Below are 12,972 nucleotides of genomic sequence, written 5' to 3' on the forward strand. Positions count from 1 at the left end.
TATATTATTTTAAATCATGAGGAAAAAGTACAATTATCTTTTTTTATTATTTTTTATTACTCTTGGGTCATTTGCTCAAAAAGTTACATTAATTCCAACAACTGTAAATGGAAACGCTTTTAATGGTACTTCTGTTAATCTAGGAGGAACACCATACTCTACTGTAGCTTTGAGTGTTCGAGTTGAAATGCCAACTATCCCAGGAAATACCGGAACTGTTACTGTATATACAGTAAGTGGTTTAACCCCTACTATATCAATTGGAGGAAGCAGTACAATGCTCTTTTTTGGAGAAGGAAAAACTGCAACACAAAGTTTCGTAATAAACATTGATTGGAATAGCATTTCTACTTCTGGAGGTCAAATTTATGCAGAATACAAAACACCGGGTGGCGTAGTCTATAAGAGTTCCTATGTTCCCGTAACCAAAAGTGCAACAATGAACGGCGGCGTAAATCCTCCAGCCGACGCTCCTGATCCTGCAAAAATTACAAATACACTGTGTTGCAACCAAACTGTTAGATTAGGAGATAGACCAACACCCATAACTGGTTCTCAATACTTAAATCCATACCAAGGCAAAACATACGGTATAAGTGCTTCTTGGGAAGCAAATGGAAATCCATCGGTAAGGTTTTTAAATGTCGACAATGCAAACAAAGTATTAACTTTTGATTATATAGCAGAACTAAAAAATTTTACCGTAACAAGAAGTTTGGGTTACGCAGGTACTTCGACCAAACCAAATAAAAGCAACGCTGTAACTATAACTGTATTACCCTCACCTATACTAACAAATACAATTACCACCAATGACACTCCTAATTCAGATGGAATCTATGAATTATCAAGTGTTAAAACACTTAATTTATATGGCTTTACATCAATGATTAATTTGAATATGCTACAAGATCCAAATCATATAAATCAAAGAGGAGATGATGTAGTACGCGTTGATTCTTATAAATGGGAATATAAAAACACAAGTTTGGATTCTAATCCATGGATTACAATACCAAATGAAAACAATGCAGATATTAATTTTTCAGCTACTTTATCACAAGCCTCAAATTCAGAAGATATAAATTATTCCATTAGAAGGATTGCAATTTATAAAAACATCTCAAGAGTAAGTAACGAATTAAAAATTCTCGTAAGAGGGTTACGCTTTAACAATACTATTTGTTGTGATCAAATTTTAAAGATTCAATCCGAAACCAGCTTTGAAAATCCTAAAATAATTACTGGTTCAACTGCCGGCGTTGATTCCCCAATAGAAGCAGGTGATAATTTCGCTATAAATTCGCTTAACTATCAGTGGCAAAGCCAAAATATTCAAGGAGGAAATTCAATTTCTGTTTGGGCAGATATTCCAAACGCAACTTCTAAAGATTATTTTCCTTCACAGCCACTTACGGTTGTTTCAAATATGAGAAACCCTCGTTATGCCTTTCAAACAACATATAGATATAGAAGAATTACTAAAATAAACTATTCAATTGTAACCAACAGATTAATCAATAGAACTGTTTCCAGTTATAGTAACGAAGTATCTTTAGATGGCACGGCATCAGTACCGTTTATTCAAATATATCCAAATCCAACTTCTTCAACTCTAAATATTGAGTGTACAGTAGATATATCAGATGCAAAAGTTACAGTTTCTAATATTATGGGGAATACAGTAAATTCAAACAATTACTCTATTTTAAATTCAAAATTGATAAATATAAATGTCGCAAGTTTACCCGCTGGCACATACTTCATTACTATTGAAAACCAAAATTTAGGAATTGCTCAAAAAACATTTATTAAGCAGTAAATTAAAAAAGGGAATCTTTCGATTCCCTTTTTTAATTACTTATATATCCAAAATATTAAAGTTTAATTTTTTGGACTTGGCTCTCGCTTAATTTTGCAGCCTTCATTACATCAGTAAGACTATTTTTATTTATTGTTGAAGCTAAAGCAGAAGGAATTATAACAATACGAAAAGATTGGCTATTTATATAACTAGGAGTTTCTGCTAGATTATAATTTGCTCCTACATAAATTTGAAAATCTTTTTTACTAAAATCATAATCATACGTTATTTCATCTCCATTATCAAAATAAAGTGTAGTTGGAATTAATTGCCAAATTGGAGTTTGAGAATTTATTGTTCCTTTCAATCTATAAATCAAAACTGTTTCATCATCAAATAAATCACCCCCAACTTTACTTTGAAAAGTTCCAGATATAAAATAACCGTCATTAGCATTATACGAAAAATTTGTATTCAAAATTTCAAATGCTTGAGCTCCTATTCCATCTTGTCCCGGAGGCCCCTCTGGTCCTTCGCAACTTGAGAATGCAACTAATCCAATAACTGCAAATAAGGTAAGTATCTTTTTCATAATAATTATTTTTTAAGGTTTGTATTATAAAGGTATTCCAAAAATCAAACCAAAAAAAATGTTAAGTCTTAAAATCCGCTATTTTTTTCTTACTTTTTTGTAACCGTTTGGTTTTTAAGCAGAATTTTGCTGAAAAATAATACGTGATATGGTAAAGAATTTTCCCAATATTCCCATGTATGTGCGCCTGGACGTTCGGTATAATCGTGTTCAATTTTATTGTAAACCATTCTTCTGTGTAATTCTCTGTTTGGTTCTATCAAGAAATCATCAACACCGCAGTCAATAATTAAAGGAAGTTTGTTGGCTTTTATTTTATCCAACATTCCTAAAACAGCATGTTGTTCATACATTTCGGTACTGCCGCTCTTATCGCCAAAAACGGGCTGCATTAATTTTACCACCTGAGCCGAAGAATCTCTGTTAAGCATTGCTCCCATATCTACAGCGCCGCTCATACTTCCTGCAGCACAGAATAAATCTGGATGTCGGGTTGAAAGGTACAAAGCACCATGTCCGCCCATTGAAAGTCCTGTTATAACACGTCCTGTTCGATTGCTGATGGTTTTATAGGTCTGATCTACTTTTTGAATTACTTCCTGTGTAATGAAAGTTTCAAACTGACTTTCTTTATTTACAGGACTGTCCAGATAAAAGCTGAATGTTTCACCTTCTGGCATTACGATAATCAAGTTATATTGATCTGATAAGCTTTGAACCAATTTCTTATTTGGAGTATTTTTTAACCAGTCACTAAAATGTCCGTAAGCTCCATGTAACAAATACATCACCGGAAAAGTGGTTTTACTTTTGGCATAGGTATTTGGCAGCACGACAGCCGCTTTATAGGTTTTTCCCATTGCCGTACTTGCAATTTGTAAAGTGTCTACTTTTGCTGCATAGGACATTGACGAAGCGAAAAGCAAAACTGCAAATACTAAAATTTTAAGGTTTTTCATTTTGATAGTTTTTCGATTAAGGATTGTAAATATAGGTCTTTTTCTCAATAAACTATCTGAAAAATCCGACTTGCTTTTCTGTCGTAATTTCCATTAAAAAAACCATCAAAAAGATTTGATGGTTTTTACAATTATGATTTTGCGATGCAGCTTACCAGATTGACACTCTAAGGCTATCAGGCAAATACATTTTATTGTTTTCTTTTACGTTAAATGCTTTATAGAACTGCGGAATATTGCTCATAGGTCCGTTAACTCTAAATTGTTCTGGAGCATGAACATCAGTCATGATTTGATTAATTTTCGCTTCGTCACGTCGGTTAATCATCCAGGAATATGCATATGCCAGAAAATAACGCTGATCTGGAGTTAATCCGTTTATTTTTTCATTTTCTTTAAACTGTTTTGTTTTCTGAAAAGCTTCGTATCCCATTACTACTCCACCTAAATCAGCAATGTTTTCACCTTGGGTAGCATCGCCGTTTACATTTTTACCTGAAATAGAATACTTACTATATTGAGAAACGATTAATTTTGTTTTGGCTTTAAACTTTTTCAAATCTTCTGCTGTCCACCAATTATTTAAATTTCCTTTTTCGTCGTACTGACTTCCTTGATCGTCAAAGCCGTGTGTGATTTCATGTCCAAAAAACGAACCTCCAATTATACCATATATAATAGCATCATCCGGCATACGTCCTTCATATCCTGGAACTATTATATTACAAGCCGGAATCACAATTTCGTTGTTACTCGGACTATAATATGCATTATAAGTATGAGGCTGCATTCCCCATTCGTTTTTATCAACAGGTTTTCCGTATTTATTAATCATATGTTTGTAAGCCCAGTTATTCGCTTTTAAAACATTCCCACAAAACGAAGTTCTGTCAATCGAAAGCTGGCTCATGTCTTTCCATTTATCAGGATATCCCAGTTTCATTACAATTTTACTTAACTTGTATAATGCTTTTTTCTTGGTAGGTTCGCTCATCCAGTCCAGCTTTTTAATGTGGTCTGCAAATACATCACGAATGTTGTTTCCTACTTCCTGCAGTTTTTCTTTTACCCCTTTTGGCATATATTCGGCAACATATACTTGACCAATTAAATCGCCTAAGTAATCATCTGTATGTGAAACTATCCTTTCCCAGCGTGGTTTTTGAGCGGTAACGCCCATTAAAACGGTACGGAAAAATTTAAAATCCTGTTTTTCAAATTTTTTAGGAAGATATTCAGCATATGAATTTATCAAATTCCATTTTAGATAGGTTTTCCAGTCGTTTATACTATATGTTTTTAAAGTTCCATTAAGAGCTTTAAAAAACTCAGGCTGACCCACGATAACAGAATCTGCTTTTGCAATACCTAAAACTGGCAAGACTTTTTTCCAGTCAATATTAGAAGTTAAGGTATTGAATTTATCAACGCTAAGTTTATTATAGTTTTTCAAAGGATCTCTCAATTCTTCTAATTTTCTTGAAGATTTTGCCAATTCCGTTTCAAGCTTCATAATTACATCGGCATTTTTTGAAGCCGCAGCATCCTCTTCGCCTGTAAATTGCATCATCGCTTTAAGATGTTTCATATATTCTGCACGGATGGCAACATTACGCTTGTCATTATCAAGATAATAATCTCTTTGTTTCATCCCAAGTCCGCCCTGATTGAAGAACAATGCATATTTACTGCTTATTTTATCATCTTGGGAAACATAAAATGAAAATGCCGGATTGGCGCCAATTGTCTGCAAATGTGCAATTACATTTACCAGTTCGCAAACATCTTTTATGTCATTAATCTTTTGGAATTCGGCGTTTAAAGGAGTTAAACCTGCTTTTTCAATTGCAAGAGTATCCATACCTGTAGCATAAAAATCACCAATTTTTTGTTTGTTGCTTCCTTTAGGAGCGTTTTCTTCTGCTGATTTTTCGCAAATGTTTTTGATTTGCTTGTTAATAGTATCCATGACAATTTTCATGATACCATTACTGCTTTCGGTGCCGGGAATTGGATTTTTTTTGAACCAGCCGCCATTTGCATACGTAAAGAAATCATCTGCTGGATTAACAGTCGTATCGCGATTGGTAAGTAAAGGGTCTGAAAATGCTGTTTCTTTTTTATTACAGCTAAATAATGCCAATCCTAAAAACAGGAAGATAAGAGGTTTTCTGAATAAATTCATTTAGTTCTTGGTTTTTTGTTAGGTTATATTTTGCTCCTTATTAACTTGTTACGTTTTTAAAATAATAAGGAGTAAATATAATTTTTATAACAATACAATCAATAACTATTGAATAATTATCTTGTGTTCAAGGCGGTACTGCGAAGCACTTTTACCTGTATATTGCTTGAAAGATTTACTAAAGTGGCTGAAATTATTAAATCCGCTTTCATAACAAACTTCGTTAATACTCATTGGTTTCTCGGCCAGAAGTTTTGAAGCGTGCACCAAACGGTATTCGTTTACAAACTCAGTAAAGGTTTTATTGGAAATCTTTTTAAAATAACGACAAAATGATGGCGTGGTCATGCTTACCAAATTTGAAACCTCATCGATGGCAATAGACTGCTGAAAATTATCTTTTACATAATTAAAGACTACATTCATACGGTCGTTATCCTGTGTTTGGAGTTCCATCGTAAAACCATCGGCATTGAGCATGGTGTATTCTTCAGACGAATCTAATTCATCTAAAATACTCAAAAGTGTCAGCAAGCGCTCAAATGGCTGCTGGGTTTCCATCATTTCGATCTTATCTCCTATTCTTTTTTTTGTATCTCCTCCAAAAGCAATTCCGCCTTTGGCCTGACTCAAAATATTTTGAATCTTTCTCATTTCAGGAACATCAAAAAAACCATTTCCTAAAAATTCAGGTTTAATGTGAATAACGGTTTCATTTATATTTCCCGTTTGTTCATTTGTAAAACCGCAGTGCGGTAAATTAGAGCCTATCAGAATCAAACTACCATTTGTATAATAGGAAACGTGGCTTCCTATTTGTCTTTTTCCTGCCCCGCCATTTATATACACCAACTCAATCTCTGGATGATAATGCCATAAATGAGCTTTACTATTGGTCTTTTCGGCGTGTTTGGTGTAGGTAAAAGAACTTCCGTATGAGTTAGTTATCACTTCAAGAGCTGGGGCAACTGTTTTCATGATAAATATCTTTAAATAATAATAGCAAATTTAACAAAAACATCTAAAAAAACGCAATCTTTAACCTATAACGGTTTCGCAAATGAGAATTTTTCATCAAAATTTAAAAATTACAGCTTAAAATTAACAATCAAAACAACCATTTTTTCTCTGACTGATATTTTTATCCCATTTTTTTTTAACATATCGCATTTTATAAAATGAATTTATACCAATCTCACATTTTTGTAGGAAATATAGAAATTTTCAAAAAATATCGTTTTCGTAAAAACGTTGAAAAATTATACCGTAATTAACAAAAACACCTAAAATAATTCAAATTTTAACCTATAACGGTTTCGTAAATGAGAATATAGCACATAAATAGGAAAATAGAGTTGTGTTTTAAATTGAACTTCCGAAGTAATTTTACATCAGAGAAATGAACTAAGAATTTAAACATAAGTGAATATGAAAACGATTTTAAAATTAAGTTTAGTAGCAGCAGTACTTTTAACAACTGTAAGTACATATGCAATTGATGGTGGTAATGCTTTTAATTTACACGTATTAAAGAATGACGGAAAAAAAATAACATTTGCAATGAACCAAGTTCAAAAAGCAAATATTAGTATATATGACCAATACGGAAGCTTAATCTATTCTGAAATTGCTTCTGGTAAAGAAGGTATTTTAAGAACTTTCAGTTTAGAAGAATTTCCAGCTGGAACTTACTTTTTAGAAATTCAAGATAATTCTAAAAAATCAAGACACGAAATTACCATTACAGACGAGAGCACTGTTTTATCTGCAAAAGCTCTTTAAGAATGAAATAAGCAGATTTTCTGCTATACCATACAAGCGTTATCCTTGCGCTTAAAAAGTTATACTTCTCATAAGTATAAAATAAGGTTAGATAGTTAGTAAAGTTTAAAAACGTAAGTTTTAGAAACAGCTCTTTGTGGTTATTGAGCTGTTTTTTTTTGCTCTATACTTTTTTCTTTTTGAACCTCTATGACACCAAAGATTTTACACAAAGTTCGCAAAGTTTATATATAAAGCTTTTGCGAACTTTGCGCTTTTTTCCTTGCGCACTTTGCGGTTAAAAGCGGTTGAAAAAAAACTGTGATATTCTATTTTTTCTTATCAAGTACAAAACCTGCATATTGCCAAAACGTTGAAAAATAATAACCGAATTAACGAAAACGATAAATATAATTCAAATTTTAACCTATAACGGTTTCGTAAATGAGAATATAGCATAGAAATTGGAAAATAGAGTTGATAAAAAACAAGCATAACTAAAGTAATTTTACATCAGAGAATTAGACACAACAACACAACAAAAACAAATAGTTATGAAAAAGAGTTTAAAATTAAGTTTAGTAGCGGCAGTGCTCCTTTCAGGTTTAAGTACGTATGCAATTGACGGAGGAAATAGTTTTAACCTTCATGTATTGAAAACAAATGGAAAAATGATCACGTTTGCCATGAACCAAGTTCAAAAAGCAAGCATTAGCATTTATGACAAAGACAATAATTTAATTTATTCTGAAAATGCTTCTGGTAAAGAAGGTATTTTAAGAACTTTCAGTCTTGAAGAATTTCCAACCGGAACTTACTTTTTAGAAATTCAAGACAATTTTAAAAAATCAAGACACGAAATCACAGTTACTGCTTCTGCAACAGTATTGTCGCCAAAAGCATTACAAAAATAATAACAGATTTTCTGTAAAAATATAGCGGAAACGCTAAAAACTTATACTTGTTCATACAGTATAAAATGAGGTTAGATAGTTAGTAAAGTTTAAAAACGTAAGTTTTAAAAACAGCTCTTTGTGGTTATTGAGCTGTTTTTTTTTGCTCTTTACTTTCGGGTAAAACCAAGTTTACAAAGCCCTAATTTTTACTCGCAAGGTATTACCCAAAAGTTAGTTCAACGTAAAATTATTATTTTGCAAAAACGTTGAAAAAAAATAGCCGAATTAACAAAAACGATAAAAATAATTCAAATTTTAACCTATAACGGTTTCGTAAATGAGAATACAGCATCGAAATTGGAAAATAGAGCAACTAAAAAACATGCCTTCTTGTAGTAATTTTACATCAGAGAATTAAACTAATAATTTAAAAACTAAGAACTATGAAAAAGATTTTAAAATTGAGTTTAGTATGTGCAGTACTTTTTACAGGAAGTACGTATGCAATTGATGGAAATGGAGATTTTAATCTTCACGTTATAAAAGCTAACGGAAAGCTAATCACTTTTGCAATCAACAGAGTGCAAAAAGCAAATGTTGCGATTTATGATAAAGACGGTTCTCTAATTTATTCTGAAACTGCTTCAGGTAAAGATGGAATTTTACGAACATTCAGCCTTGAAGAATTTCCAGAAGGAACTTACTTCTTAGAAGTTGAAGACAACGTAAAAAAAGTAAAACACGAAATTAAAATTACTGATACAAATACTGTTTTATCTTCAAAAGCAATATCATCAGTGTACAAAGCAGGAGTTTCTGCTAAAAATACAAGCGTAGCAGTACGCTAAAAAAGTTATACTTCTCATAAGTATAAAACAAGGTTAGATAGTTAGTAAAGTTAAAAACGTGATTGTTTTAGAAACAGCTCTTTGTGGTTATTGAGCTGTTTTTTTTTACATTTTACTGAAGCAAAAAATGCATTTTTATTTTTTTTGAAAAATTATTCTTAATAAATGTATTCCCTTGATTTCTACACCATTAAAAAATTCAAAAAAAAATAATCCGTAAGCCCTTTATTTACGTACATAGCGTAAATAAAACGTCGAAAGAGTTTTAATTCAGCATTTTAAGTATCAAAAAAGATATTATTTTTGCAAAAAATTAAATTTCTATTTGTAGTTTTATAACGTTCCACATTTAGTAATATTAATAATTAATTTCAAAAAAAACATGACAAAATTTACCAAAGCAGGTTTGGTTGCGGCCTTTTTTTTAGCAACAGTATTTACTTATGCCATTGATGGAAATGGAGATTACATTTTAAACATTAAAACTGGAAAAGGAAAAGTAGTTAGCTTTACTTTAGACACAGTAGAAAATGCATCATTCTCTATCTTTGACGAAAATCACAATTTACTTTATGCGGGCGAGTCTGCAGCAAACAAATTAGAAATCTCTAAAACAATTAGTCTAGAAGGTTTTCCTGCTGGAACTTACGTTTTGGAAGTAAAAGCAAACGAAAAAGTTGCTAAACACGAAATTAAAGTTGCTGCCAAGAGGGTAAAAACAGTTAAGTTAGACGAATCTGTAAACTATAGTCCAGGATTTCGTCGTTAAACCACCTTTTTTTGCCCCCACAAAAAACGATTAAAGCAGTTCTCTTACCAAGAACTGCTTTTTTTATGTTCATGATTTTTATGATGGAGTAAAATCCATATTTACAATATGTTTCGTTCCATTGGAACTTTTTATAGAACCACAATATTGTCATTTCGACGAAAGGAGAAAACTATGGGTAAATTTATTCTTTAACTTTCTTTAAAAATAAAAACCTTTCATTTCTGAAAAGTTTTTCTATGCTTGTAAAATGCTCGTTATTTCTCTTTTAGTAATTTCTCCAAATATTCAATTTTGTCTTTTTCCGATTGAAGCAAACGCTCGTAAAGTTTTTTATTTTCTTCGAAAGATTCTACTAATTTATCTAATGGATTGAAAGTACAATGATTTCCGTTTCCGTATCCAAAATTCATTTGGCTATCTTTTGTATCGGTAAAAGTATTAAAATAATTAATCGCAGCTTCTTCAGAAAAACTTTTAATAGCCTCAACCGTTACACCAAGAGCTTTTGCAATTTCAATAAGTCTATCTTCTTCTATAGTTTCACTGTTTTCAATAGCCGAAATAGTTTGCTGACTTATTCCCAAAGCCTGCGCTAAAGCTTCCTGTTTCATATCACGAAGTTCACGAATACGGCTTATTTTTCGTCCTAAATGGTTTGGTTTTGTTAGTGTGCTCATAATTCAAAGATAATAATTAAGTGTGAGAAACTTTAACTGGTAAAAAACTAATTTGATCAGTTCGATACCAGCCAAAACGGTTCGGTACGATACAATCTATTTCTTCCTTCGCCAAACCAAAACAAAAGTACAATTTTTCTTATAATATTTTTTTCAGAAGTCAAATTGTAAAGCCATTTATAGAAACACCAATTAAAAAATATATGCCTTATGGAAACTAAAAATCTAGAATATCTAAAACAATTAACTGCTTTACATTTCCGTACGTTACAAGCCGTAAACGACACACCAAACGAATACACCGCCAAAATCAAGGTTTTAAATTATTTTGAACTCGGCTGTCTCATTACCGATATGCTGAAACTCTGCATACTCGCCCTCGATCACGATATGCACAATGTAGAAAAGAAGAGAAAACAATCTATAAATGTAGGTTTGGTTCTCGAAACGGTTTTGCAATTGTTTCCTTTAGATGAAATGGAGTTTTTGGGGTATGTTGGGGAGGTTGTGGAATAGTTTTAATTTGTAAGTGTTAAAGATTCATAATTGTAAACTGAACGAACATCATCCCGCTTACAAAGGCAAGCAGATATGCAAATTTCTTAATATCGTCAAATTCTCTTCCTTCTTTTAGAATCAAGCTTCTGAATTTTTCTGATATCAATAGTAAAATTGAACTCAAGAAAGCTAATCCAATAGCGATATTCATGCCTATTCCAATTGGAAAACCTTCTGGTTTATCTTGCAAAAAGAAAGGAATAATGTCCAACAAAAAAAGTAAATTCCATAACACTACAAAAATTACAACAACAGGTTTTTTGATAGGAAATCCTCCTTGATTTTGTCTTTCGAGAATTTTCAAATCTTCAGTACTTATTTCTGAATTTGTATTTTCTAAAAATCCCGTTTTTTTAATTTCATTAATAACTGTAGCAGGATTTTTAAAAGTCCAGAATATAACTTTTGGATTGTATTTTTCTATTCTGTGATTTATTTTAATTCCGTTTCCAATTATAGGAATTGAATGATACTCTTCTATAGAAATGATATCTTTTGGCTGAAAAATTAAATTTCCAACAATTGATGCATTGATTTTTAAAACCTCTTTATCCACATAAAGATCAGCCAGCGGATAACTTGCGTTTGCCGTTCCTATTCTTGCTCCGCCTGTTAAAGTAAATTTTTCATTCATAAATTTAATTTTCCTATAATTTTCAATGATGTAAATATATCGTTTAAAAGAAATATTTCTCAAATAAAAAAACGCATTTAGTCAATTTAATTAACCAAATGCGTTTTTAAAAATTTTTAAGAATGAAACTTACATGTTGTTTAGCTATTATATTTTTTTTAATAACCTTTGAGTTCACGAGCGAGACACTCGCGCTAGCAGGGGAAATCGTCTGCTGGCGCGAGCGTCCCGCTCGTGCATTACTTTGTGTTCACGAGTGAGACGTTCGTGCTAGCGAGGGAAATGGCAAATATTGGTTTTACAAGCGAGATTATTGCGTTAGCAGTAAATATAAATTTATTGAAAAGAAAGAAAACAGTAAACTAAAAAATCTATTAAGTACTCTTCTATTTTTACATTTACAAATTAAAAATAGAAAGGTAAAAATTTAGAGTCCATTAGAATTTTCAAAAGCAATAATATTTTACATTGAAACATTAATATCAAGACTTCGAACAGGTTTGTATAGACACTGACATCATTTTTTTAAATGGATTACCGAATAAATATATTTGTCCAAACCTATTTAAAATATCATATTCATAAAAAACATTTTACTTTTTTTTCAGAGAATTGTTAAATGGATAAAATCTTAATAACAAATTTTATAGAATTTGACGAATAAAAATTTGCTAATACCATTTTATTAATCAATATTTGTGCAAAAAATAAACCTATAAGTTGATTTTTATGAGTAATTATCGTAAATTTAAACTTGTTTGTTTAGTACCTGACATATTATATTCCGTTAAGTATGAAGGTGAAAGTGAAAATGAATTTCAGAAACTGTTTAAAAATTGGGATGATCCATATTGGCTTTATAAATTTTTCTCAGCAAATCTAGCTGATCTCAAAAGAGATGTTTGGGGAGGTATTACAGTTGCTAACGCTGTTCGTAATACACGTGTCCAAGCAAAAGAAATGAAAAAAGCTATTTTGGCTATTACCGATGGAAAAAATAATAATTTTAAAATTCTCTCAGATTACTTTAAACCTTTAATTGATGGCAATATTCGGGATTTAGAATGGGATAAAGGTAAAGGCTTATTACATCATAATTGGCTAAGAATTTATGCCATTCGCTGTTCTAAAAACACTTACGTTGTTACGGGGGGAGGTATAAAACTTACAAGCGGAATGTCTCCACCACATTTGAGGGAGCAAAAACTAAAATTAAAACAGGCTGAAGAATATTTAAGGTCTGGAGATGACGACCAAATTGACTTGTGTTATCTCGATTTATAACT

General features: G+C 31.5%; 13 protein-coding genes. 7 read left to right on the forward strand and 6 right to left on the reverse strand.

Translation table 11 applies throughout. The features are described from left to right. The first annotated feature begins 16 nt into the window (after positions 1–16). A complete protein-coding gene (locus P2W75_RS12475; RefSeq protein ID WP_276380709.1) occupies positions 17–1,822 on the forward strand; it encodes a T9SS type A sorting domain-containing protein in 1,806 nt (601 codons plus the stop codon). 55 nt (positions 1,823–1,877) lie between these two features. On the opposite strand, the gene P2W75_RS12480 is transcribed toward P2W75_RS12475, so the two are convergent. The 4 genes from P2W75_RS12480 to P2W75_RS12495 form a co-directional block, all read right to left on the reverse strand. Beyond that, a complete protein-coding gene (locus P2W75_RS12480) occupies positions 1,878–2,396 on the reverse strand; it encodes a hypothetical protein (RefSeq protein ID WP_207297084.1) in 519 nt (172 codons plus the stop codon). 89 nt (positions 2,397–2,485) lie between these two features. Next, on the reverse strand, positions 2,486–3,355 hold the full coding sequence (locus P2W75_RS12485; RefSeq protein WP_276380710.1) for an alpha/beta hydrolase family protein: 870 nt from the start codon (positions 3,353–3,355) through the stop codon (positions 2,486–2,488). A 151-nt stretch (positions 3,356–3,506) separates the two neighbouring features. Continuing rightward, a complete protein-coding gene (locus P2W75_RS12490) occupies positions 3,507–5,540 on the reverse strand; it encodes a M13 family metallopeptidase (protein ID WP_276380711.1) in 2,034 nt (677 codons plus the stop codon). 105 nt (positions 5,541–5,645) lie between these two features. Next, positions 5,646–6,518, reverse strand: coding sequence for an AraC family transcriptional regulator (locus P2W75_RS12495; RefSeq protein ID WP_276380712.1), 873 nt, complete (start codon positions 6,516–6,518; stop codon positions 5,646–5,648). Between the two features lie 450 nt (positions 6,519–6,968). Here P2W75_RS12495 and P2W75_RS12500 point away from each other — a divergent pair, with 450 nt between their 5' ends. The 4 genes from P2W75_RS12500 to P2W75_RS12515 all read left to right on the forward strand — a co-directional run bounded on the left by P2W75_RS12500 (position 6,969) and on the right by P2W75_RS12515 (position 9,814). Then, positions 6,969–7,322 (forward strand): T9SS type A sorting domain-containing protein, encoded by a 354-nt coding sequence (locus P2W75_RS12500; protein ID WP_207297088.1) that lies wholly within the window; start codon positions 6,969–6,971, stop codon positions 7,320–7,322. Positions 7,323–7,855: 533 nt separating this feature from the next. Further along, positions 7,856–8,215 (forward strand): DUF3244 domain-containing protein, encoded by a 360-nt coding sequence (locus P2W75_RS12505; RefSeq protein WP_207297089.1) that lies wholly within the window; start codon positions 7,856–7,858, stop codon positions 8,213–8,215. A gap of 425 nt (positions 8,216–8,640) precedes the next feature. Beyond that, positions 8,641–9,045, forward strand: coding sequence for a DUF3244 domain-containing protein (locus P2W75_RS12510; protein WP_207297090.1), 405 nt, complete (start codon positions 8,641–8,643; stop codon positions 9,043–9,045). Between the two features lie 382 nt (positions 9,046–9,427). Then, positions 9,428–9,814, forward strand: coding sequence for a secretion protein (locus P2W75_RS12515; RefSeq protein WP_207297091.1), 387 nt, complete (start codon positions 9,428–9,430; stop codon positions 9,812–9,814). A gap of 257 nt (positions 9,815–10,071) precedes the next feature. On the opposite strand, the gene P2W75_RS12520 is transcribed toward P2W75_RS12515, so the two are convergent. Further along, on the reverse strand, positions 10,072–10,494 hold the full coding sequence (locus P2W75_RS12520) for a helix-turn-helix domain-containing protein (protein ID WP_276380713.1): 423 nt from the start codon (positions 10,492–10,494) through the stop codon (positions 10,072–10,074). Between the two features lie 210 nt (positions 10,495–10,704). On the opposite strand from P2W75_RS12520, the gene P2W75_RS12525 reads away from it, so the two are divergent. Then, positions 10,705–11,010 carry a hypothetical protein gene (locus tag P2W75_RS12525; protein ID WP_276380714.1) on the forward strand — a complete coding sequence of 102 codons (306 nt, stop codon included), beginning with the start codon at positions 10,705–10,707 and terminating at the stop codon, positions 11,008–11,010. 16 nt (positions 11,011–11,026) lie between these two features. Here P2W75_RS12525 and P2W75_RS12530 read toward each other — a convergent pair whose 3' ends face one another. Next, on the reverse strand, positions 11,027–11,686 hold the full coding sequence (locus P2W75_RS12530; RefSeq protein ID WP_276380715.1) for a hypothetical protein: 660 nt from the start codon (positions 11,684–11,686) through the stop codon (positions 11,027–11,029). A gap of 729 nt (positions 11,687–12,415) precedes the next feature. Here P2W75_RS12530 and P2W75_RS12535 point away from each other — a divergent pair. Then, complete coding sequence (locus P2W75_RS12535; protein WP_276380716.1) at positions 12,416–12,970, forward strand: hypothetical protein; 555 nt, start codon at positions 12,416–12,418, stop codon at positions 12,968–12,970. Positions 12,971–12,972: the final 2 nt, after the last annotated feature.

The organism is Flavobacterium sp. H4147 (assembly GCF_029360735.1).
Taxonomy (GTDB): domain Bacteria; phylum Bacteroidota; class Bacteroidia; order Flavobacteriales; family Flavobacteriaceae; genus Flavobacterium; species Flavobacterium endoglycinae.